18 protein-coding genes and 9 pseudogenes are annotated in these 24,009 nt (G+C 40.7%); 3 read left to right on the forward strand and 24 right to left on the reverse strand.

What is annotated here, in order from left to right:
• Positions 1 to 26: 26 nt before the first annotated feature.
• The 4 genes and pseudogenes from FFV08_07180 to FFV08_07195 all read right to left on the reverse strand — a co-directional run bounded on the left by FFV08_07180 (position 27) and on the right by FFV08_07195 (position 2,828).
• Positions 27 to 344: a TfoX/Sxy family protein gene (locus FFV08_07180; protein QLB52415.1), complete on the reverse strand. Its 318-nt coding sequence runs from the start codon at positions 342 to 344 to the stop codon at positions 27 to 29.
• Positions 345 to 492: 148 nt separating this feature from the next.
• Positions 493 to 2,012, reverse strand: a pseudogene (locus tag FFV08_07185) (ABC transporter permease/substrate-binding protein).
• Positions 2,005 to 2,733 carry an ABC transporter ATP-binding protein gene (locus FFV08_07190; protein ID QLB52416.1) on the reverse strand — a complete coding sequence of 243 codons (729 nt, stop codon included), beginning with the start codon at positions 2,731 to 2,733 and terminating at the stop codon, positions 2,005 to 2,007. The pseudogene FFV08_07185 and the gene FFV08_07190 overlap by 8 nt, the downstream one beginning before the upstream one ends.
• A gap of 14 nt (positions 2,734 to 2,747) precedes the next feature.
• Positions 2,748 to 2,828 (reverse strand): annotated as a pseudogene (locus FFV08_07195) (polyketide cyclase).
• A 213-nt stretch (positions 2,829 to 3,041) separates the two neighbouring features.
• Between FFV08_07195 and FFV08_07200 the strand changes: the two are divergent.
• Positions 3,042 to 4,436 (forward strand): IS1182 family transposase, encoded by a 1,395-nt coding sequence (locus FFV08_07200; protein QLB52417.1) that lies wholly within the window; start codon positions 3,042 to 3,044, stop codon positions 4,434 to 4,436.
• A gap of 79 nt (positions 4,437 to 4,515) precedes the next feature.
• Here the strand turns inward: FFV08_07200 and FFV08_07205 are convergent.
• From FFV08_07205 to FFV08_07300, 20 genes and pseudogenes are all read right to left on the reverse strand, one after another.
• Positions 4,516 to 5,819: pseudogene (locus FFV08_07205) on the reverse strand (3-isopropylmalate dehydrogenase).
• On the reverse strand, positions 5,785 to 7,419 hold the full coding sequence (locus tag FFV08_07210) for an endonuclease (protein QLB52418.1): 1,635 nt from the start codon (positions 7,417 to 7,419) through the stop codon (positions 5,785 to 5,787). Before FFV08_07210 ends, FFV08_07205 begins: the two are co-directional and overlap by 35 nt.
• Before the next feature lie 248 nt (positions 7,420 to 7,667).
• Positions 7,668 to 8,447, reverse strand: coding sequence for a translation factor (SUA5) (locus FFV08_07215; GenBank protein ID QLB52419.1), 780 nt, complete (start codon positions 8,445 to 8,447; stop codon positions 7,668 to 7,670).
• A gap of 99 nt (positions 8,448 to 8,546) precedes the next feature.
• Positions 8,547 to 9,137 (reverse strand): 3-isopropylmalate dehydratase small subunit, encoded by a 591-nt coding sequence (gene leuD, locus FFV08_07220; GenBank protein ID QLB52420.1) that lies wholly within the window; start codon positions 9,135 to 9,137, stop codon positions 8,547 to 8,549.
• A gap of 9 nt (positions 9,138 to 9,146) precedes the next feature.
• Positions 9,147 to 10,529 (reverse strand): 3-isopropylmalate dehydratase large subunit, encoded by a 1,383-nt coding sequence (gene leuC, locus FFV08_07225; protein ID QLB52421.1) that lies wholly within the window; start codon positions 10,527 to 10,529, stop codon positions 9,147 to 9,149.
• Between the two features lies 1 nt (position 10,530).
• Positions 10,531 to 10,797 (reverse strand): DUF1294 domain-containing protein, encoded by a 267-nt coding sequence (locus tag FFV08_07230; GenBank protein ID QLB52422.1) that lies wholly within the window; start codon positions 10,795 to 10,797, stop codon positions 10,531 to 10,533.
• Entirely contained in the window at positions 10,794 to 11,831 is a 1,038-nt protein-coding gene (gene leuB, locus FFV08_07235; protein ID QLB52423.1) for a 3-isopropylmalate dehydrogenase, read from the reverse strand. The genes FFV08_07230 and leuB overlap by 4 nt, the downstream gene beginning before the upstream one ends.
• A 12-nt stretch (positions 11,832 to 11,843) precedes the next feature.
• Positions 11,844 to 13,412 carry a 2-isopropylmalate synthase gene (locus FFV08_07240; protein QLB52424.1) on the reverse strand — a complete coding sequence of 523 codons (1,569 nt, stop codon included), beginning with the start codon at positions 13,410 to 13,412 and terminating at the stop codon, positions 11,844 to 11,846.
• Between the two features lie 536 nt (positions 13,413 to 13,948).
• On the reverse strand, positions 13,949 to 14,260 hold the full coding sequence (locus tag FFV08_07245) for a hypothetical protein (protein ID QLB52425.1): 312 nt from the start codon (positions 14,258 to 14,260) through the stop codon (positions 13,949 to 13,951).
• A gap of 11 nt (positions 14,261 to 14,271) precedes the next feature.
• A complete protein-coding gene (locus FFV08_07250; GenBank protein QLB52426.1) occupies positions 14,272 to 14,583 on the reverse strand; it encodes a hypothetical protein in 312 nt (103 codons plus the stop codon).
• Positions 14,567 to 16,286, reverse strand: a pseudogene (locus FFV08_07255) (cutinase family protein). The gene FFV08_07250 and the pseudogene FFV08_07255 overlap by 17 nt, the downstream one beginning before the upstream one ends.
• Positions 16,273 to 16,723: pseudogene (locus tag FFV08_07260) on the reverse strand (hypothetical protein). The pseudogenes FFV08_07255 and FFV08_07260 overlap by 14 nt, the downstream one beginning before the upstream one ends.
• Positions 16,724 to 16,868: 145 nt before the next feature.
• Complete coding sequence (locus FFV08_07265) at positions 16,869 to 17,306, reverse strand: hypothetical protein (GenBank protein ID QLB52427.1); 438 nt, start codon at positions 17,304 to 17,306, stop codon at positions 16,869 to 16,871.
• 145 nt (positions 17,307 to 17,451) lie between these two features.
• A complete protein-coding gene (locus tag FFV08_07270; protein ID QLB52428.1) occupies positions 17,452 to 17,886 on the reverse strand; it encodes a hypothetical protein in 435 nt (144 codons plus the stop codon).
• Between the two features lie 143 nt (positions 17,887 to 18,029).
• Positions 18,030 to 18,484, reverse strand: a pseudogene (locus FFV08_07275) (hypothetical protein).
• A gap of 158 nt (positions 18,485 to 18,642) precedes the next feature.
• Positions 18,643 to 19,071, reverse strand: a pseudogene (locus tag FFV08_07280) (hypothetical protein).
• A gap of 134 nt (positions 19,072 to 19,205) precedes the next feature.
• Positions 19,206 to 19,636 (reverse strand): annotated as a pseudogene (locus FFV08_07285) (hypothetical protein).
• Between the two features lie 81 nt (positions 19,637 to 19,717).
• Positions 19,718 to 20,164: a hypothetical protein gene (locus FFV08_07290; GenBank protein QLB52429.1), complete on the reverse strand. Its 447-nt coding sequence runs from the start codon at positions 20,162 to 20,164 to the stop codon at positions 19,718 to 19,720.
• Positions 20,165 to 20,305: 141 nt separating this feature from the next.
• Positions 20,306 to 20,973: pseudogene (locus tag FFV08_07295) on the reverse strand (DUF1275 domain-containing protein).
• Between the two features lie 162 nt (positions 20,974 to 21,135).
• A complete protein-coding gene (locus FFV08_07300) occupies positions 21,136 to 21,783 on the reverse strand; it encodes a uridine kinase (protein QLB52430.1) in 648 nt (215 codons plus the stop codon).
• Positions 21,784 to 21,850: 67 nt separating this feature from the next.
• On the opposite strand from FFV08_07300, the gene FFV08_07305 reads away from it, so the two are divergent.
• Positions 21,851 to 22,861, forward strand: coding sequence for a Gfo/Idh/MocA family oxidoreductase (locus FFV08_07305; GenBank protein ID QLB52431.1), 1,011 nt, complete (start codon positions 21,851 to 21,853; stop codon positions 22,859 to 22,861).
• On the forward strand, positions 22,782 to 23,942 hold the full coding sequence (locus FFV08_07310) for a DEAD/DEAH box helicase (GenBank protein QLB53284.1): 1,161 nt from the start codon (positions 22,782 to 22,784) through the stop codon (positions 23,940 to 23,942). Before FFV08_07305 ends, FFV08_07310 begins: the two co-directional genes overlap by 80 nt.
• The last annotated feature ends 67 nt before the right edge of the window (positions 23,943 to 24,009 follow it).

The raw sequence follows: 24,009 nt of genomic DNA on the forward strand, positions 1-24,009 counted from the left end.
TTAGAATGTCTATTGTAAAGAAAAGACTATTTTTTCTTTTTAGGTGCTGGTAAGGCAGGATAGGCAGCTTCAATCAAACTGCAGAGAAAGGCAGCATCTTCTACTTCTTTTATATGAAGCATTGGTTTTGCGCCTGAATAAGGAGACTCATAAATCGGATTTTCAAAAAAATCCAGAGCTGGCTGGACCGGCTTGAGCAGCAAGCGATTGTCATAAATCCCGCCGAATAAGCGCCCTCGATAATAGAGCAAATACTCTCCCATCATCTTGCGAAAGCTAATTTCTTGCCCTAGGCCCTGCAGCTGCTCCAGAATAAAATCCAAAAATTCTTGACTAGATGCCATCGGAACACCTCCACTCATTGATACTTTATTATACCAAAAATGGATGAAGATTTCCTAAATAAGAGATAAACACATCTCCACCAATCCGTAGTCTGTCTATCCACAAGTAAGCAAAAAAGCTAGACCTTACAAGTCTAACTTTTATTTCTTATTTTTTTAAAAGTCCTTCCTTGACCAGATAATCACGCGCAACAGTTTCCGCTTTTTTGCCCTCAATGCCAACTTGATAATTCATCTGGCTCATTTGGCTTTCTGTAATTTTGCCAGCCAGCTTATTGAGAATACCTTCCAACTCAGGGTGTTTTTCTAGTAATTCAGCCTTCAGGAGAGGCGCCCCTTGATAAGGAGGGAAAAGGTGCTTATCGTCTTCTAAAACTTGTAAATCATAACGCGCAAGTTCTGCATCAGTCGAATAGGCATCCGTGATTTGAATATCACCCGACTGGATAGCTTGGTAGCGAAGGGCTGGCTCCATGGTAGCTACATTAAGATTAAGGCCATATAGAGATTGCAAACCCTTGTTTCCGTCTTCACGGTCGTTAAATTCCAAGGTAAACCCTGCCTTGAGCTTGTCTTGGACTGCTTTAAGATCAGAGATGGTTTTAAGATTGTATTTTTTAGCAACACTCTTAGGCACTGCAATAGCATAGGTATTCTGATAAGCCATGTGATTGAGCAAGATTAGGTTGTCCTGTTTTCTGATTCCATCACGTGCTGCTTCAAAAACTTCTTCAGCATCATTGCTGACCTTTGGAGCAGGCTGCAAGAGAGTTCCAGTAATCGTACCGGTAAACTCAGGATAGATATCAATATCACCTTTTTCAGAGCTTGATAAAGGAAGTCGGTCTTTCCAAAATTTGGTTTGACCGTCACAGTCATATCCGTATTTTCCTCGATGAGGAGTTTATACATATTCATAAGAATCTCTGGCTCTGGACCCAATTTCCCAGCAATAACCAAATGTTCTTTTTCCTGCTTGGGAATCAGACTCGGTGTATAAGAAGCACCGAGGCCGAGGATTAAAACCACAAAAGCTGTAAATACTGTCCGAAGCTTAGCCTTTTCCATCCATTTAAGGAGACTGTTGAAAAGAATTGCTAAAACTGCGGAGGAAATGGCTCCAATCAGGATTAGACTGGCATTGCGACGGTCAATTCCTAGAAGGATAAAAGAACCTAGTCCGCCAGCTCCGACAAGGGCTGCTAGAGTTGCTGTTCCGATAATCATTACCGTTGCCGTCCGAACACCTGATACGATGACGGGCATAGCTAGAGGTAGTTCAAACTTTTTGAGCCGCTCCCACTTAGTCATCCCAAAGGCAATTCCAGCTTCTTCTAAACTAGGATCAATCCCATTCAAAGCCGTGACAGTATTTTCTAAAATCGGGAAAATAGCGTAAATCACCAGAGCAGTCAGTGCCGGCAGTGTACCAATCCCCATAAGAGGGATAAAGAGTCCCAGCAAAGCCATTGAAGGAATGGTTTGAAAAATCCCTGCAATTTGCAGCACCCAATTGGCTACTTTCTTATGACTATGAAGATAGATAGCGAGCGGAATGGTCAAGAAGATGGCCACTAGTAAGGTCAGAAGAGACAGCTGGAGGTGTTGACCTAAGGCTGCCAACCATTCGCCAAAGCGCTCCTGAAAGGTAGAAAACAAATTAGCCATGTTGAACACCTCCAAATAAATCTGCTACGAAGCTAGTCGCAGGTGCAGATAGGATTTCCTCAGGTGTTGCCACTTGACGAATCTCCCCATCCTGCAGAACAGCAATCCGATTCCCCAACTTTAAAGCCTCGTCCGTATCATGGGTCACAAAGATTGTTGTCATCCCAAACTGGTCATGAATACTCTTGGTCAAGCTCTGCAATTGCTTACGCGAGATAGCATCAAGAGCTGAAAAAGGCTCATCCATCAGCAAGATTTTGGGCTGGGCGATAATGGCACGGACAATGCCCACTCGCTGCTGCTCACCACCAGACAGCTCACTCGGCATACGCTGAGCATAGTCTTCAGCAGGCAAGCCTACTAGCTTCAGCAATTCATCGGTCTTCTGCTGAATCTCTGCCTTGCTCCATCCTTTCATCTCAGGAATGAGAGCAATATTTTCAGCCACAGTTAGATTTGGAAAGAGGGCAATCGCTTGTAAGACATAGCCTGTGGAAAGGCGTAGCTCACGCTCATCATAGTCTTTGATGCGCTTGCCATCCATGTAAATATTTCCATCAGTTGGCTCTAAAAGACGGTTGATCATCTTAATCATGGTCGTCTTACCTGAACCAGATGGCCCAACTAAAACCATGAATTCACCATCCTCAATCCGTAAGTTGACATCTCTCAAGACATCCTTTTCTGTGTAGCGTAGCGCTACATTTTTATATTCAATCATTCTTTGTCCTCAATTTAAAACTTCCCTCGATTGGTCAAGTCTTCTACCTTAGGCATGACTTCTTTATTGTCCCAATGCTCTACAATCAAGCCATTATCATCCATAACGAACGGTTCCATTGTAACACTTGTGATTTCAACTATCAAGAATTTTGTTCTATTTGGAAATAATTTAAAAAATAAGCATAGAAAAAGCAGGTTCACCCTGCTTTCAGATTGAAGACAAAGTCCTAAGAACAGAAGTTTCTAAGGGCTTTTCTTTTTGTAAAGTCGTATAATAGAGGTAAGAACAGTTGTGAGGTGCTCCCTATGTTTCACAAAGAAAAATCTGATTATAATCGCTGCCAATATGGCTTCTATACGATAGACGAATTGGTCCCAGAAGATCACTTTCTTCGCCAATTGGAAGCGGAGGTTGATTTTGACTTTATCTATGACTTGGTTGAAGAAACCTATAGCCCAGATCAGGGTCGTCCCAGTCTAGATCCCGTCATGTTGGTCAAAATTCCTTTGATTCAATGTTTTTATGGCATTCGCTCCATGCGCCAAACCATTAAAGACATAGAAGTAAACGTAGCTTATCGTTGGTTTCTTGGACTAAGCTTGGATGACAAGGTGCCTCATTTTACCACATATGGAAAGAATTACAGCCGTCGTTTTCAAGATAAAGCACTGATTACTGAGATATTTTCACACGTACTCCATCAAGCTTTATGTGCTGGTTTGATTGATCCTTCTGAGATATTTGTGGATGGAACCCATATTAAAGCGGCAGCCAACAGCCACAAGTATCATAAGGAAATGGTTGCCCAACAAGCTACATTTATGAGTGAGCAATTGGAAGTTGAGATTGATTTAGATAGGAGAAAACACGAAAAAAAGCCCTTAAAGCCCGCAAAAGAAAGCGAGGCTAAGGAAAAGAAAATCTCAAGGACAGATCCTGAGAGTGGTTGGTTCCACAAGGGGGAACACAAGGAAGTCTTTGCCTATTCTGCCCAAGTAGCGTGTGATAAGCATGGTTGGGCCTTGGCTTATACGGTTGAAGCAGGAAATGTTCATGATAGTCAGGCTTTCCCTGCCCTTTTTGCCAAGATTGAGCCTTTTCATCCAACCTATCTCATCGCAGATGCAGGTTATAAAACCCCAAGTATTGCAAAATTTTTGTTAGACAGAGAGATTACCCCTGTCTTCCCTTATACCCGCCCCAAGGGTGTAAAAGGGAACTTAAGGCCCAATGATTTTGTTTATGATTCCTATTATGACTGTTACCTCTGTCCAGAGAACCAAGTGTTAACCTATCGCACGACGACCCGAGCAGGCTACCGTGAGTATAAGAGTGATTCAACAGTATGTGTCGCCTGTCCCCTATTATCTGTTTGTACCCAGAGCCAGAATCAGCAGAAAGTCATCACAAGACATGTATGGAAAGATGCGCTTGAATGTTGTGAAGAGATTCGACACCAAAGAGGGATGAAGGAGCTCTATAAGAAGCGCAAAGAAACCATTGAGCGGCTCTTTGGGACAGCTAAAGAATACCACAACCTCCGTTATACAAGAGAGAAAGGCAAGTCCAAGATGGAAGATAAGGTTGGGCTTACTTTGGCGTGTTTGAATCTCAAAAAACTAGTAAAAATGAGGGTGGGGAAGCCTTTTTATTTTGTTCAAATGACCATTATGCTATCAAAAGATGAAATCAAAAGATGAAATTTTAGCCTGACAAACAGAAAAAGACAAACACTATTTGGAATGTTTGTCTACGGTCTGAAAGCAGGTTCACCCTGCTTTAAAATCTAAAATTTATTGTTTCCGATTGATGTATCTGTTGAATAAAATGGTCATAATTTTCAGCTTCTTGGGGAATAAGAATGGACCACTTTTTCAAGAGTGCCCCGTAACCTGCTAATTTACCTATGTCGTTATCAACAACCTTCTCCACGCTTGGGAAAATAAGACCGGCTGTTTTAGCTTTTAAAATGTATGCATAGGAAATCAGTTGATATAAATCCTCACGATTGATTCCTTTTTCAGTAAATTCTAGCTTTTTATATTTGGCATCTAGTACGATTTTTAAATCTTTATGATAAAAGTCTGGATAAACATTTCGACCAGAACTGCTAAATACAGAAATACCATCCGTCCTTTCTTTATTTCGTGGATGAATAAAACCTTCTGGCAATAATGTCTGGACATACTCTTCCCAAAGCCAAGCAATATCAAAGAGAACACCGTGTATTTTTTGCTCTTGAAGTCCTAAACCGTGCTTTTCGCTACTCAGAATCAGCAGACAGAGTTCCTGTAATTTTCTATATTCTCGAAAATAGGCATGACGAACAGGTTTAGTTTGATTTAGTCTGATAATCTTCACACGATCAGCTAGTTTATAAGACGGAGTCACACGAATAATTTCTGTTACATTTTCACGATTAGCATCAAATACTCCACTTCCAATTATTTTCTGATTCTTAATATACTCAATGGTGTGTCGAATCAGCTGCATCAATGGATTATCATAAGCAAACTCTCTAGTAGTATAGGAAATATTCCCCATAAAAGGAACATTTTTCTTAAGATGATTTCCTACATCAATCGCTCCCTTTACATGGCTATCATTATGGAAAAACCTCTGGTATTCCTTATAAAGCCCTTTTCTCAAAGCCGCTTGCAGATATTTTAGAAAGAGGTAAACTAATAGTTGATAGAGTTTATCTTCGCTAGATAAACCAACATCCAAATTAGTGAGATTGATATTGAGGACCTTCTGCAAGAGATAATGTAAAAAATAGTCGTTATTAGCATTTGAAAAACGAGAGGAAATCGTTAATCTTTCCTGACCGTAACCCAGAAAACCAATCACATTTCCTGTCTTAATGTTCTGATTTACAGTTTCAAAAACTTTATTGTCCTTGTCCAAGTCAGAAGTATTTTTCAAGTCATTTGGAAAAATGAAAATACTATCCTCTTGAGAAAGGCTTTCTAAAGTTCTATCTAAAAGTACCTGACTAATTTTGGGATAGATTTCAACAAAATCCTCTTTTTTATAAGTTGCTGATTATCAGTTATCCGCATCGTCATTTCCATCGCCTTCATTATAACCCGTTATTGACTGATTTCTTTGCTCAATGCTTGTCTGATCAAATGCCTTTTTCAAAGTTTCCAAAGTTTCAACCTCATCATAAGAACCACGCAAGTAGTCTTCTAGGAGCGGTTTAATATAATCAGACCAGAGCAATTCATAATCAAAATCTACTTCCTGCAACTTAAGGAAATAACTTGGTCCAACATGGTAATGACTATTGAGCTCTTCTACTTTTTCTATAGCAGCATTCAAGTTTCTTAGACGCATTTTCGCTTCTTCAGCTCCATCTCCAAGAGGTTCATCAAGCATTCCCAGCTGACTTTCAGCCGTGATTTCTACAAAACGGAAACGACGGCGCATGGCAAAATCAAAGGTATCCACCGAACGGTCAATATCATTCATCGTTCCGATGATGTAGACATTTTCAGGAATATAAAACTTCTCATTAGTTTCATGTAAATTAGCATATTGGATCGAAACCTCTCCATCCTTACCACGATAGCCCGGATCAATGGAGAAAAAAAGTTCCCCAAAAATCTTAGAAATCTCACCTCGATTGATTTCATCGATGATGAAGACGAATTTCTTGTCTGTATCAATTTCTGTTGGAGAAATATAGTCTTTTAGACCAAATTTTTTTCTTAACGTTTCAAGAACTTTTTTTCCCTGACTACGATAATAAGTCTGTTTTAAATAATTTTCATCTTTATAGAGTTCATAGACATAGGATTTAGTCAAGACTGTCCCTTGACTTTTGCTCTCATAATTGACATTAAAATTATTCCGGCTATTAACAGTAAGATAAGAAAAATCTGTCAAACGCTCTTTTTCATCTCTACTATTTACATATTCAAGATAGGCATTCCAAGCTTCATCAAAATTATCCTGACCGCCTGTCTTTTGCGCTAATTTAGCTCTTTCGCAAAATTTCTTAAATATTCCATCCTGCAAGCCGAAGCTAATCTGCCCATCATCACTTGGAAGCGGCCTCAACCCCTCTACAAAATCCGTATAGTCATAAGACGGATGAAACTGCACAAATCCTGTTTGCTCTTCATTTCCTCCAGTCAACTCATTGGCAATTTGTCTGGCAAGATAAGTCTTCCCAGTACCAGGCGCTCCACGGAGGATGAGGTTTTTGGATTGTTTTAAAACATCTGTATACCTACTCCTTTTTTTAATAAATTCATTATTAGACTCAAACAAAGTAGACTCAACAAATTTTATTAATTCTTTATTGGCCTTAAACACTGTACCATTTGTTGGAATATTTCCACTAAATTCAATTGATTCAGATTTTAACCAGTTAACTTCTCTAACCTGATCAAAAGAATCATCTAAAAAATAATCACTTGTGACTTCACCAATAGCAAGAATCTGATGCCGTCCCTGCTTTAAAATGACAATATCACCTATCTGAATTTCATTAATGAATTTATTAAATTCTACTGCTTTGATATCATTTCTACCAAATTCAATCTGCAAATCCTCTTTTGACATTCTAGACAAATTTTTATTAACACCATAATCAACTGCAATTATTTTGTTAGCTATAAATTTTTTTCCATTGCCTCCAGCACCTATAGTCCAATATTGCTTATTATATTTCATAATCTCCTCCAAATTTTTGACCTAACCTTTAAAATCATATATTCATTTTCTAATCCTTTGCGTTGCTGTGAAAACAATACAGATAGCGCTCTACATTATGATATAAGAATTAAAAAATCCTGATTTTAAAAGGATAATATAGTTTTTCTTTATCATAGCATAATTATAGGAAAAAGAAAAGAATTTATAAACAAAAAGCGCTCAGTGCGGAAGAAGATCTTCTCTCCTACACTGAGCTTCTTTTTATCTTAGTAATATTCACCCTGACGGTAATCCCATGAGTTGAAAGTATCGGACAGGTGCATCATGATTTTGTCAATGTCTAAGCCTTTGCGGATGACCACTGGTGCTGGTGAGATGGAACGCTGCCCACCTTGTTCTGGAATCAGTTTTCCATCCTTGTCAACCATAGAGACCATAACACCTTGCTCATAGCGAGTTTCAATGGTCTTGTCTGGCTGGATAGAGGCTACATAGTCATCTGCTTCAATGACTAGGTCAACAGCATTTTCGATGCGCTCGCCAATTCCTTCGACCTTGCCGCGGTTTCCTTTACCAGATGGGTTGGCTGAGGATGCATAAACCATCTTGCCTTCTTCCCAAAGCTTAGCTGCCAGCTGCTCGCCCGCCTTACCAAACTTAATAACAAAACAGCTAGTGCCACGAACATCTGTCATCAGCTCTTCCCGACCGTCGCCAAATGCCTTGAGCTTTTCAAAAGCTTCTGGCTTCCATGGTAGGATACAGCCCAAGAGGATGTCTTCATCCCAATGCTTTTGATAAAAAGCTTCAATTTCCGGATTCAGCTGAGCCAAAGCACGGAGCTCATCCATACTACCACAGAGGACAACACCTGGCTTATTACGGTTACGAGACTTAGCTTCGAACTTACGCTCCAAGCCAGCTTTATCGCTGGTCATGATGATGTACCCCACCTTGGTCGGGCAAACGATACAGCCACCATCACCTTTCAAGATGTCATAACCTTCTTGTGAAAGCTGTCCGTTCCATTGAATGTGTTTTGTCATAAGTTTCTTCCTTTTCTATTAAATTAAGATTTATTTTACCATATATTTTTATCGGAGACAAGGTTTTTTCAGAATTTTCTCAATATAGCAAAAATAAGGTTACTGCCAATAAGATGGACGATTTTTTTCATATTCTGCAATCAAATCCTCGTACTGCAGCGTAATGCCGATGTCATCAAGACCGTTGAGGAGCTTGTGCTTCCATTCACCATCAATGTCAAAGGAGAATTCTCCCACCGGTGAAAAAATCTTCTGCTGCTCCAAATCCACCGTCACTTCATCCGTCGGCTTCAGATTCGCCAAGGCTTGCCGTACTTCGAGCGGCTGGACGATAGGCAGCATACCGTTGTTGAGCTCGTTGTTGTAGTGAATATCCCCGAAAGATCCAGCAATGACTACCTTGAAGCCATAGTCAGCCAAGGCCCAGGCAGCGTGCTCGCGAGAGGAACCCGCTCCGAAATTGTCCCCTGTAATCAGAATAGTCGCCTTGCGGTACTCCGGTCTATTAAAGACGAAATCAGGATCTTCGGTGTACTGATTGTCCAGATAGCGCCATGCGTACATGAGGTACTTGCCAAAGCCTTTTTTATCAATCAACTTGAGAAACTGCTTAGGTAAAATTTGGTCCGTATCGATATTATCGTTCATGAGGGGAACCGTTGTCCCCGTGTAGATTGTAAATTTTTCCATAAAACTTCCTTACTGGACCTCCGGTAGCTGGCGGACATCTACAAAGCGCCCGGCAATGGCTGCTGCTGCTGCCATGGCTGGACTACAAAGATGTGTCTTAGCTCCAAATCCCTGCCGATCCTCAAAGTTCCGATTACTGGTCGATGCACAGTGAACTCCGTCTGGCACCTTATCTGGATTCATTCCCAGGCACATGGAACAGCCCGGATCGCGCCATTCAAAGCCTGCATCCATGAAAATTTTATCCAGTCCCATCTTTTCAGCAGCCCGCTTGACCGGACGAGAGCCTGGTACGACGATAGCTGTTAGATTGGGAGCAATGTGCTTACCAGCGACAAACTTAGCTGCCAGCTGCAAATCGCTGAGTCTGGCATTGGTACAGGAGCCGATAAAGATATAACCTAGGTCAATATCTTCTGCTTTCTTACCCGGTGAGAGATCCATGTAATTGTAGGCTCGCTCGTCGTTCATATCACGAATTTCTGGGAAGGATGCGCCGAACTCTACTCCCATAGAAGGATTGGTTCCCCAAGTCACCATAGGTGCCAGCTCGGAGACATCAATCTCAATGACCTTATCATAGACAGCATCAGGATCACTGACCAGAGTCTTCCAATCGGCTACCGCCGCCTCAAAGTCCTTTGGAGCACCCGGCCGGCCTTGAACATAATCATAAGTCTTCTGGTCGGGATTCATAATGCCCATCTTGGAGCCAAACTCTATAGACATATTGCAGATAGTCATACGCTCTTCCATGGTCAGATGGTCAATCGCATCCCCAGCATACTCGACCACATGACCGACACCTGCAGCCACACCATATCGGGCAATCAGAGCGAGGATAAAGTCCTTAGAATAGACACCTTTAGGTGGCACTCCGGTAAATTTTACCAGCATTTTCTTAGGCTTGACCTGCCAAATGGTCTGCGTGGCAAAGACGTGCTCTACCTCCGAAGTACCGATTCCAAAAGCAATAGCTCCAAAGGCTCCGTGAGTGGCCGTGTGACTGTCACCACAGACGATAAATTTGCCCGGCTGAGTCTTGCCCGTTTCGGGTCCAACCATATGGACAATCCCCTGCAGTTCCGATCCGTGAGCCGCATGCTCGATGCCAAAATCCTTGACATTCTCAGAAAGTTTATCAATCTGAGCCTTGGAAATCACATCCCGAATATCATAGATATTGACCGTAGGAACATTATGGTCAAAGGTTCCAAAGGTCAAATCCGGCCGTCTAACTTTGCGTCCTGCATCTCGAAGGCCTTGAAAAGCCTGAGGGCTGGTTACTTCATGAATATAATGTTGATCCACATACATCAGCTGGGGCTGGCCTTCTTCACCTGTTATCAGATGCCTTTCCCACAGCTTATCAAAAATCGATTTTCCAGCCATACTAGCTTCTCCATATGTAATATAAAATTCCGATTTCCACTATTATTCCGCAAATCCAAGCCAACCAGAAATACCATTTTCTGGTCTTGTGATGAAAGAGACGACCGCCTAATAAAGCACCCAAACCTCCGGCTGCCAATGCTGACAGCAGCAAAGTCTTCTCTGGAATGCGATAGTGATTTTTCTTAGCCTTTCGCTTATCCCAGCCATAAAGCAGGAAAACGACAAGGTTCCATAGCAGGCAAATACCCGTTAATATCCATTTCATAGGTTCTTAATAATTGCCTCCGTCATTTGAGCTGTCCCTGCCTGACCACCCAAATCTCGCGTTAGAATCCCCTGAGCCAAAGTCTTCTCAACCGCTACTTCAATCGCTTCTGCAGCTTCAAGCTCTGCAAAACTATCCCGCAACATCATAGCTACAGAAAGTATCATACTGATAGGGTTGGCAATACCCTGCCCCGCAATATCGGGAGCTGAACCATGAATAGGCTCGTAAAGGCTGGGGCCTGCAGCCGAATGACTGGCCGATGGCATAACTCCCAGCGTCCCTGACAGGACACTGGACTCGTCTGATAGAATATCCCCGAAGAGATTTTCCGTTACCACAACATCAAACTTAGCAGGATTGGTGATTATGAGCATCGCAGCACTGTCCACCAGCTGGTGCTCCAAGGTCACATCTGGATAATACTGGGCCACCTCATCTGCTACTCTACGCCAGAGTTTGGATGTCGCTAGCACATTTTGCTTGTCAATACTGGTCACGCGCTTTCTACGGCCACGCGCAATCTCAAAAGCTTTCCGAACAATCCGCTCCACCTCTTCATAACTGTAGTCGTTAATATCACGCGCAGTTCTGTCCTCCAAAATATGCTCACCAAAGTAAATCCCACCAGTCAGCTCGCGCACGACCACGAAGTCCACGCCAGCAATACGCTCTGCCTTCAAAGGCGACAAATGCTTAAGAGCATCAAAAATCTTAACCGGCCGAATATTAGCATAGAGTTCAAGCTCCTTCCGCAGAGCGAGCAAGCCTTGCTCCGGACGAACTGGGGCATCATCATACTGGGGACTGCCAATAGCTGCTAGAAGAATAGCATCTGCCTCCTTGGCTGCTTCTAGAGTTGACTGAGGCAGAGGATGACCTTCCGCATCAATACCAGCACCCCCAAAAGCCTTCTCAGTTACATGGTATGTAAAGCCGAACTTGCCCGCAACAGCAGCCAGTACTTGGAGACCGGCCTCCATGATTTCTGGACCGATACCGTCACCCGCCAGTGCTACAATTTCTTTTGTCATAGTCGCTTCCTTCTAACTATTTGCAGGCAGATCGCGGTAGGAAACCTGATGGCCGATTTCACCAGCATTTTCCTTTTGCACAAAGGTGTTGGCATGGATATAGGCAATGGCGCTGGCCTTAAGAACATCAAAGTCAATACCAGAGGAGTTGAAAATCGTATCTGTATCCATATTTTCAACAGCTACCAAGACGCGAGCCTGAGAGTCAATACCATCCGTTACCGCTTCGATGTTATAAGACAAAAGCTGGACAGACTGGTTAAAGAATTGGTCAATGGCATTAAAGATAGCTTCGACGCTTCCTTTACCTTCTGCCACACAGCTGACCGTCTCGCCATCTCCATTAACCAGCTGCACATCCGCTGTGATGGTATGGTCGTCATTAGTCGTCAACTGCAGATCATCAAAGTGGAAGCCTTCAGGATTTTCGACGGTCGTTCCGGCAATCAGAGCCCGAATATCAGCGTCAGTGACTTCATTTTTCTTATCAGCCAAGACCTTAAACTTAGCAAAGAGATCATTGATTTCAGATTCCGCAAAGTCCAGAGCCAGTTCTTTGAGTTTTTCGACAAAGGCATGGCGGCCAGACAGTTTGCCAAGCGGCAGTGAATTGCTCTTGACTCCAACCAACTCTGGTGTGATGATTTCATAGGTCAGTGGATTCTTAAGAACACCATCCTGATGGATACCGGACTCATGAGAGAAGGCATTGCCGCCAACAACCGCCTTGTTCTTAGGCACTGGAATACCAGAGAAGCGGGATACCAGCTCAGAAGTGTTGATGGTTTCATTAAGGACAATGTCTGTCTCAACTTGGTAATAGTCCTGACGAATCTCTAAGGCAACTGCTACTTCTTCCAATGCTACATTTCCAGCCCGCTCACCGATTCCATTGATAGTTCCCTGAACACGACCAGCACCGTGCTTGATAGCTGTCAAACTATTAGCCGTTGCCATACCAAGGTCATCATGGCAATGAACACCAAATACAACCTTATGATTAGAAGTCACATTTGCCACTAGGTAGTCGAAAATATTTGCAAACTCTTCCGGAGTAGTAAAGCCGACTGTATCTGGAATATTGATATAAGTCGCACCTGCATCAACTGCTGTTTGTACCACCTGAAAAAGGAAATCCAGCTCTGTTCGTGTCGCGTCCTCAGGTGAAAACTCAACAATCTCAAACTTGGAACGAGCATAAGAAACGTGCTCCTTAATAGCTTCTAAAATCTCTTCCTTGGACTTTTTCAGCTTGAACTCTCTGTGAATAGGACTGGTCGCAATGAAGACATGAATCTGTGGATGCTTAGCATCCTTGAGCGCCTCGTAGCAGGCATCAATGTCTGATTTAACCGAACGCGCCAGACCAGTGACGGAAGCTTTAGTGATGACTTTAGCAATCTCCTGCACCGCCGCAAATGAATCTGGGCTAGCAGCAGGAAAACCAGCTTCAATGACTGAAATACCCCACTTCTCTAACTGCTTGGCAATAGCCACCTTCTCCTTGATAGAGAAATTCACTCCTGGTGTCTGCTCACCATCCCGGAGGCTGGTATCAAAAAACTCAACTTTGCGTGTCATAGACAACTCCTTTTCTAAGATACAAAGACCCTGTTAATAGCCATAGGAAAAACTCTTCCCAAACTTCTAGGTCGTGTTCAATGACTGAGACGGTATGAGATAAATTGATTTCAGAAAAATCAAGATATACTCCCACTCCCATCGCTCCTTTAGAATCCATTTCTTACCCATCGGAGCTTGAGGTAAGACAGGTGAAATAAAAAACATCTCACTTGAGGAACAAGCGAGATGTTGATTTACTCCCGCTTGGTAAGCCAAACAGGACTAATGCTTTTGCACTAGCCCGAGTAACGCAACAACAAAGCAAAGTTTGAAGATTGGGTTGACTTCATGTTTGACTAACTCCTTTTCTGAGATGGTTTCTTATTGTTTAGTATTTTAGCACAGTATCATAGGCCTGTCAAGAAAAAGTCGATATTTTCTGAAAATTTTTAATATGCTGGATTATTTTTAGAGGTGATTAGCAAAAATAAAAGAAAGCAAAAGAAGCAAGGTAAGTTCTGCTTCTTCTATTTTTTCAACAATCGTAACATAGTTTATTTACTCACTTCATCCAGCTTATTCTGAAAGCGTCTGTTCTCCTGATAGCGAGCTTCTAGAACATCGTCTATACGCTTTTTGTATTGCTGATGGTATTGATCCAGATTATCCTCTATTTGAAAAATATAAGGTTGAGCCTCTGTCAAAGGAATCTCTCTACATGCATAAGAAATCGCCTCCAAAAGTTTGTTCGTCTCTCTATCAAACTTATAGTAGTAAGCATCTAACTCTGTCTCTACTCGCTCAATCTCACGCAATTTTAGAGCATGTTCTTCTTCTAGTTCCTTACGCTTCTTTTTATCCAGCATTGCCCCAACTCCTATCCTTTGATCGGACTATTCAAAGAAGGTGTCTGCATCGTCTGAGTTAGATGAGTTTCAGCTGCTTGCGCTGCCTTACCTTCAAATCCACCCCTAATGTTATTAACGTAGTTAGTAGATGCATAATTTTTCATATCCGCAGCCGCCGCCTGTAGCTGAGTTGCTAACTCCACTCCTTTAGCAAGAATAAGCTGCTCTTTTCCCGCTATCAAAGCCTTAATAGCCTGCCGCTCCTGCTCTTTCATCTTTTCTTTAAACTGTCTCTCTAACTCCGCTTTAGTTACGAGCGAATCCTCATTTAGTATAAGCATTTTCAATAACCCTCCATGATCCTTTCACATCTGCTAAGAGATTATTGAAATCCTCAGCTTGCTGAGTATCGACTGCTGCAAAATCTCCACTAGCTCTGACTAAAGTCGTTCCTAACTGTTCAATCTCTGTCAGGAAGCCTTGTGCGGATGTATTTGTATTTGTTTCAATCGAATCATCCCAAAAACTAGAAACATTAAAATCAGCTAGTAAACTCATTACCTCTGTGCCACTCAGATAAGTCACCATTCCCATTGCCTCTTCACTCGTATCCTTTACTGTATTTTGAACAAATTCCTTGGCATCCGACAATAAGGTTTGGACATGCTTAACTTTATCTTCCATTTCAAAGATAGCCAGCTGAGCTGCTGTCTGAAGGAGGCGAGCACGAATCAAAATTCTATCTCCTCCTGTAAGATTACCATTTCCCAACTGTTCCTGATAGCGAGGAATGGCTTCACGGTCCCAAGTCATTGATTCTAAGCGGGCAACCCTAATAATCTCCTTGTATTCTGTCTCAAATTGATGATAGAAGGCATAACCCAAAACAGCCCTATCAGGAAGATCTCCTTTCATAAGAGAATTGAATATATTTGAAGCAGTTTCTTCATTAACTCCTAGTTTTCGGAGAGCATCCAATGTTTTGGCAATTAGACGAGCTAGCTTTTCTCCCGCTCTCAGCAGTTCAGGATGAAAATCATCCGAAGCGGTCAAGAATGAACCTTTGCCGTCCCCCTGAAAGACACCAAAATCATGGGCACTTTCTGAATCAAAACTCTGAGTATAATGCAAAGGAACAACGATATTAACTTTACCAACAGGTCCACCTTCACCTCTTACATGATATTGGTCACCGTCTTCAGGTAAATGGGCAATTGTATATTCTCGATTAAGCATGCTAACCATGTCAAAAGGATTGACATAATATTCAATTTTTTCACCTAAAGTTTTGATTTGATCTTGAGTTAACCCCATTTTCAAAAGGCTTTTAGTAGTATCTGGACCATCGAAGAGGACGACTTTCCCGACTTTCTGTAGCTCTTGGGCATTTAATCCAGCTATTCCTTGAACAGATACCATGGTCCCAAGCGAGTGAGCAACAATGTCCATCTTGGCATCTGGAGCTTTTTCATTCATCTCTGCGATTTTAGCTTTCATTCCTTTTGTGGCCAACTTTGCTTGTGGAATATGAATATGATTAAGTGCAAACTGGGCATCGTTATCAACCCAATCGTTCCAATTAGCCAATCTCATGCCGTCGCTTCCTCGGATGGCCAAATAAGTTTGTTTCGTATCTTTACCCAAGGTTGGAGTATCTGTTAAATAGTAGGCATTAAAACCTGCTTTTTCATCGGTTAAAAGCCCTTTTTGATAACGATTGACGATATTTGTTTCTTTATGATAGCCACCATTAGGATTGGGAACTTGGAGATCCATCGTCTCTTCTACAGTATGCAAATCAGGATCTGGCTGCAAGTAGACCTTACCATTAATCTTGTCATCCTGATTAAAGTTTTTTACCTCCAGGAGTAACTTCCCACTCTTCTGTATCCTTATTATAAAATTTGGCATCTTGTGAGAAATCAAAAAGCTGATAATCTTTTGAATTGTTATCTGGGGGAAAATTACTTGGACGACCTGTATAAGCGGATTGAGCTAAATCAGCATAAAAATTATCAAAATTTTTTAAATTACTTTTCGTCATAGTAATACCAACCTCCATCCCGATAAATTCTTATAGGTTGCATTTCATAGATTCCCAATTCTTTTGGTATACTATTGGCATCATTATCCAAAGAAAGACCAATCATAAATTTTGTTTTATCATTATTATTCACCTTTCCCCTAAGTGTTAGCATATAACCACCTCCTTGTGGAGTGCCATTCCCTATGTCTTCAACTTTCATACTGTCCCAATCAAACTGAACACTTTTAACTTTAGGACTTAAAGATTTCACAAAATCTGCTAAGTCTTTTTCGTGTTTTTTTTAAGTAAGTCAACTGTTTTTCTCTTGGACTCTGAAAACCAAAAATATCATCTGTGAACAAACTTTTATTTTGAACTGACATAATCGTCCCTCCTATGACTAGTGTAGCAGTTAGCGCTACGATTGATAGAATAGCTATTTTGCTTTTTTTCATTATTTGTCCTCCTTTTGAAGAGAAGTTACTATTATTATATCATGAATGCATTAAAAAAATACTTTTGAAAAGTATTCTGTAAAATATGAAATTTACAAACTGCGCCAAATCTGCATAAAGATTATCAAAACTCTTTAAATTACTGTTACTCATAAATATCCCATACATTGCCTTTCAAGACTCTTATCGGTTGCATTTCAGAAATTCTCTTAATATCAGGAATACTGTTTCTATTATGTTCTAGCGGGAAACCCAGAGTAAATTCAGAATCTTCAATATTATTAATTCTTCCGCTTAAAGTTAGTATATTCCCCCCACCTTGAGGAGTTCCGTTACCTATATCCTCAATTGTCAAACTACCCCAGTCAAACTGAACACTTTTAACTTTAGGATTTCTGGATTTAACAAATTCAGCCATTTCTTCTTCATGCTTTTTTAAATAAGCTAGCTGTTTCTCTTTTGGACTTCTCAAATCGAAAGTCTCATCTGTGAATAAACTTTTGTTTTGAACTGTCATAATCGTCCCTCCTATGACTAGAGTGGTTGCTATCGCAAGAATAGCTAATCTATTTTTTTTCATTATTTATCCTCCAAAGTAAAGAGAAATTACTATTATTATATCATGAATGCATTAAAAATAATTTTGAAAAGTATTCCGTAAAATATGAAATTTACAAACTGTGCTAAATCTGCATAGAGATTATCAAAGTTTTTTAAATTGCTGTTACTCAAAAAAGCTCACCTCCTAATCTTATACCATTGCTGATACCCATGCTTTCTAAATCAACTTTTCCATCTTTGATCTCTATTAGAACATTCCAGTCTGAATCTTTTAAATTATTAAATTCACCAAATATACTCACAACTTCTCCTCCGCCTTGTGGGATTCCATTTCCAACATCTTCCCAGCGCGTTTGATTCCAATCAATCTGAACCGATTTTATCTTTGAATTTTGAGATTTCACAAACTCCTTAATCTCTTCTTCATGCTTTTTAAGATAAACTAACTGTTTTTCATGTGGGTCTTGCTCTTTCTTTTTCTCCTGCTTAGTTCCATGTGTAAACAAATTTTTATTTTGAAGTGTCATAATTGTTCCTCCAATAACTAGAGTAGCGGTTAGCACTACGATTGATAGAGTAGCTATTTTGCCTTTTTTCACCATTTGTCCTCCTTGTGAATAGAAGTTACTATTATTATATCATGAATGCATTAAAAAAATACTTTTGAAAAGTATTCTCATCAAATTAGAAATTGGCTGACTGCGCTAAATCTGCATATAAATTATCAAAGTTTTTTAAATTACTATTACTCATATAAGAACCAGCCTCCATCTCGTAAAATTCTTATCGGCTGCATTTCATAAATAACCAGCTTCTCAGGAACTTCATTTGAATTGTGGTTTAAAGGAATTCCCAATGTAAATTCAGTGTCTTTATTATTATTTATTCCGCCATCTAAAGTCAGAATATATCCTCCACCTTGAGGAGTGCCATTCCCAATATCTTCGACTTTCATACTCTCCCAATCAAATTGAACACTTTCAACTTTAGAGTTTAAAGATTTAACAAAGTCGGCCAACTCTTCTTCATGTCTTTTGAGGTAAGCCAGCTGTTTTTCATGTGGGTCTTGCTCTTTCTTTTTCTCCTGCTTGCTTCCGTCTGTAAACAATTTTTATTTTGAACTGTCATAATTGTCCCTCCTATGACCAGAGAAGCTATTACTGCTGCCACAGATAGAATCGCTATTTGTTTTTGTTTCATCTTCTAGCCTCCTTGTGCATAATAATAAGTTACTATTATTATATCATGAATACAATAAAAAAATACTTTTGAAAAGTATTCTCGTTAAATTTGAAATTGGCTGACTGCGCTAAATCTGCATAAAAATTATCAAATGTTTTTAAATTACTATTACTCAAAAGTTCACCCCCAATACGTAAAGGACTACCAATTCCAATAGAATTAATTAGAATTTTTCCATCTTCAATCCTAATAATAACACTCCAGCTTGATTTTGCTATATTATTAAAGCTTCCATAAACCTGAACAATATCACCTCCACCTTGAGGGGTTCCATTTCCTATCTGATCCCATTGTGTTTGTTCCCAATCAATTTGAACTGTTTCTATCTTAGGATTCAAAGACTTAACATACTGCTCAATATCCTTCTTATGTTTTTTAAGATAAGCCAGCTGTTTTTCACGTGGATCTTGCTCTTTCTTTTTCTCCTGCTTCGTTCCATGTGTAAACAAATTTTTATTTTGAAGTGTCATAATTGTTCCTCCAATAACTAGAGTAGCGCTTATCGCTACAATTGATAGAGTAGCTATTTTGCCTTTTTTTACCATTTGGCCTCCTTGTGAAGAGAAGTTACCATTATTATATCATGAATGCATTAAAAATACTTTTGAAAAGTATTCCGTCAAAAATGAAATTAGCCGGCTGCGCTAAATCAGCATAAAAATTGTCAAAATTTTTTAAATTACTTTTCGTCAAATCCTCTTCCTCCTACACGAAGCGGACTCCCACTTCCAATTCCTTCAATAAAATCTTCTTCATTATTATTTCCATTTTTTATGTAGACTAAAACACTCCAACTTGAATCTTTAATATGATTAAAGCCACCAAAAACTCGAATGACATTGCCTCCACCCTGAGGTGTACCATTTCCTATTTCTTCCAACGTGTTTCTTCCCAAGAAATTTGAACAGATTCCACTTTAGGATTTAAAGACTTCACAAAATCTTCTATTTCTTTTTTATTTTCCTTCAAATAAGCAAGTTGTTTCTCTCTTGGACTTCTTAAATCGAAAATTACATCAGTGAATAAACTTTTGTTTTGAACTGTCATAATTGTTCCTCCTATGACTAAAGCAGTCGCTATCGCAAGGATAGCTAATCTATTTTTTTTCATCATTTGGCCTCCTTGTAAATATGAGAAAATGACCGACCGCGCTAAATTGCATAAAAATTATCAAAAGTTTTTAAATTACTGTTACTCATACAAGAACCAACCTCCATCTCGTAAAACTCTTAACGGCTGCATTTCATAAATAACCAGCTCCTCAGGAAGTTCATTTAAATCGTGGTTTAAGGGGATTCCTAATGTAAATTCAGTGTCTTTGTTATTATTTATTCTACCGTCCAAAGTTAAAATATATCCGCCGCCTTGTGGGGTGCCGTTCCCTATATCTTCGACTTTCGTACTGTCCCAATCAAATTGAACACTTTCAACTTTAGAGTTTAAAGCTTTAACAAAGTCAGCCAACTCTTCTTCATGCTTTTTAAGATAAGCTAGCTGTTTTTCATGTGGATCTTGCTCTTTCTTTTTCTCCTGCTTAGTTCCATGTGTAAACAAATTTTTATTTTGAACTATTATAAATGCACCTGTAAATACAAGTATTATTGATACTACAAGTAACGTACTTTTGATAGTCTTCATCTCAAATCGTCCTTTCAACTACTGACATTATTATAGCATGGATGGGCTGACAGAATCTCATCTTACCTTTATTGAACAATACTGAAGCAATCAAAAGAAAAACACCTAACTGTTAGTTGGATAATTAATTATTAAGTCACTTCATCTCCTCATATACTGAACACCTCGGAAAAGGAGAAAGGCTGTTAGAATTAGGGAAACCAACCAGATGGTCTTCAAGAGGTAAAACTGAATCAGATAGGTAGAGATAATGGCTCCGAAAATAAAGCTTGTTAGTAGCCCCACAAAGAAAAGGCCTTCTTTCAAATCTTTCCTGTGCTTGTTTCGAGTATAGTTACCAAAGCTACCATAGTTTTCTTGATATTCCCCGTCATAAAAGAGTTGTTATAGACAATGCCATCCACCTCGCCAAAGGCAGTCGCCACCACGCCCATACAGAAAGCCAGTGGTGGCACGATATAGAGATGGGGCACATTTGCTGGCAAAAATCCAGCAACAGTTGTTGTCAAAATCAAGGGAAATATACTGGATAGCCTGCGCCAAGAATGCTCAAAATGATGCTGAAAAACAGTCATCAGAAAAATCCCCAGCATAAAAGCCAACATAGTTGCCAATTTCACTTCGATTCCTCTTGTCTCCTGATTGATGAGCTCAACCGAAAGAAAAACGACGTTTCCCGTCTGACCTGCCACCAAGGTTCCTCCCCTCTCAATGAAAGTATAAGCATCGATAAATCCTGCACAAAAGGTTAAGAGACAGGCAAAAAATTTTGAACGAGAGTGAAAGTCTCTTTTTACAAATTGTTTCATAAATCACCTAGAAAATAAGGAGTGACCAGACTCCGAAAATCAAAGATTGAGTCCGTCCACTGCCCTTTGCTAGATTACATTTCAAAAATCTTGCAGCTACTGCGATTCGCCAGATTGACAACTATTAATTTCCTCAAATGACAGAGCAGAAAGCTACGTATGCTAGCCCTCTCTGGCTTCCTTAAGGATTTTTTCAATCTTGGTCGTAATCAGGTCAATAGCCACCTTGTTAGAAGCTCCCTCTGGAATGATGACATCCGCATAACGCTTGGTCGGCTCGATAAACTGATGGTACATAGGCTTAACGACACCCAAATACTGCTCAATAACACTATCTAAACTGCGGCCGCGCTCTTCCATATCCCGCTTAATCCGGCGGATAATCCGCACATCATCATCAGTATCTACAAAGATCTTAATATCCATCAAATCCCGCAGGCGTTGATCCTCTAAAACAAAAATCCCCTCAACGATGAACACATCCTGAGGATCCTGACGATAGGTCTTTTTGCTGCGGGTATGCTCCGTATAGTCATAAGTGGGAATATCCACTGGCCGACCAGCCAAAAGCTCCTTGATTTGCTCAATCATCAGGTCCGTATCAAAGGCAAAAGGATGGTCATAGTTGGTCTTAACCCGCTCTTCAAAAGTTAGATGCGTCTGATCCTTATAGTAGGAGTCATGCTCAATCATGGCAATATTTTCATTGGGAAAATTCGCCAAAATTGCTCGAGAAACACTGGTCTTTCCGCCTCCGGAACCACCAGTTACACCAATAATAATAGGTCTATTTTGCATTATAAGCTCCATCTCTTGTTATCTTATCTATTTTACCGCAATTCATGTTATAATGAAAGAGCTAAAATAAAAAAAGTACATGCTTAAAAATAAAAAAAAGGAGGTTTTTATGTTCAAACTTGGAATCATCGGAACAGGTTCTATTTCTAATGAGTTCATCAAGGCCGCTCACTCAACAGGCGACTATCAGCTGGCAGCTGTCTACTCTCGGACTCTGGCTTCTGCTGAGTGCTTTGTACAAAACTATGAAAATACAGCCATCTTTACTGACATGCTGGACTTTCTGTCGTCTGATATCGATGTTGTTTATATCGCCAGTCCCAACAGCCTGCATTTCAAGCATGCCAAGGTAGCTATTCTGGCTCGTAAACACGTCATTGTCGAAAAGCCAGCGGTTTCTCGTCCCAAAGAATGGCGGGAATTGGTCAAGCTGGCTGACGAGCACCAAGTCTATCTCTTTGAAGCTGCCCGCAACTATCATGAGCAGGCCTTTGATACGATTAGTGATTTCCTCAAGGACAAGACTGTCTTAGGAGCTAACTTTACCTACGCCAAGTATTCTTCTAAAATGCAAGCTCTGCTTGCGGGAGAGCAGCCCAATGTTTTCTCAGCTAAGTTTTCTGGCGGCGCTTTGATGGATCTGGGTGTCTATCCAGTCTATGCGGCTATCAGACTTTTCGGCCATCCTCGCTTCGCTCGCTACAGCGCCCAGCAGCTAGCCAATACGATTGATTTAAATGGAGCCGGCTGTCTCATCTATCCAGACTTTCAAGTTCAGATTCAGGCAGGTAAAAATATAAACAGCAATCTGCCAGCAGAGATTTACACCGATCAAGGAACTCTGACTTTAGACGGAATTGAATTTATCAGCTCTGCTATTTTCCAAAGTCTGGACGGTCAAGAGGAGCTGCTGCCTATCAAGCGTGCTTCCCATACCATGCTGGAGGAAGCTCAGGCTTTCGCGCGAGTGCTCAAGGGCGGACAGGATGCGGCTTATGAGAAATGGTTGGATGCGGCAGCGGCTGTTCATGAAAGCTTATTTGCCATGCGCAAGGACGCTGGCATTAGATTTGAGGTTGATGATGATTAAGGAACAATTTCCCCTGAGCTGGCAAAATCAGCTGGCTCAACTAGGCTTTGAAGATTTGACAGCTATTCAGGAGAAGATATTTGAGCCTATTTCTGCAGGTGATACGGTGCTGGGAATCAGTCCGACTGGTACTGGCAAAACTCTGGCCTATCTCTTTCCCAGTCTGCTCAAACTGACACCTAGAAAAGCCCAGCAACTCTTGATTTTAGCTCCTAATACTGAGCTGGCTGGACAAATTTTTGAGGTCTGCAAGACTTGGGCGGAGCCTTTAGGGCTGACAGCCCAGCTCCTGCTCTCCGGCTCCAGCCAGAAGCGACAGATTGAGCGCCTTAAGAAAGGTCCAGAGATTATCATCGGAACACCTGGGCGGATTTTCGAATTGGCCAAGCTCAAAAAAATCAAGATGATGAATGTCGAAACCATCATTTTAGATGAATTTGATCAGCTGCTCAGCGATTCTCAGTATCACTTTGTAGATAAAATCACCCACTATGCGCCTCGTGACCACCAGCTGGTATATATGAGCGCCACCGCTAAGTTCGACCACAATAAGATTGCTGAAAACACTCTAGAAATCAGTATTGACAACCAAGTTTTGGACAATATTCAGCACTTTTACATGCAAGTTGAAAAACGTGATAAGGTGGACTTGCTCCGTAAGTTATCCAATGTTGAAGATTTCCGTGGACTGGTCTTTTTCAACGCTCTATCAGACCTAGGTAGCGCCGAGGAAAAACTCCAGTATCGTGAAGCCAACGCGGTTTCTCTAGCCAGCGATGTCAATGTTAAGTTCCGCAAGGTGATTCTGGACAAGTTCAAAGAACACCAGATTACTCTCTTGCTGGCTACTGACTTGGTTGCTCGCGGCATTGATATTGATTCTCTAGAGTGCGTCGTCAACTATGAACTTCCGCGCGATTTAGAAACCTATACCCATCGCTCTGGCCGAACCGGCCGCATGGGCAAGGAAGGCTATGTTATCACTCTCATCAGCCATCCAGAAGAGTTGAAAACATTGAAAAAATACGCCTCCGTTCGTGAAATTGTATTAAAAAATCAAGAACTTTATGTAACGAGTTAAACTAAACAGCTTTGGAAATCTAATGTTTCCAAAGCTGTTTTTACTTATTACCAACAAGAATTTCAAA

The sequence above is a fragment of the Streptococcus sanguinis genome (assembly GCA_013378335.1).
In the GTDB taxonomy this organism is placed as follows: domain Bacteria; phylum Bacillota; class Bacilli; order Lactobacillales; family Streptococcaceae; genus Streptococcus; species Streptococcus sanguinis_I.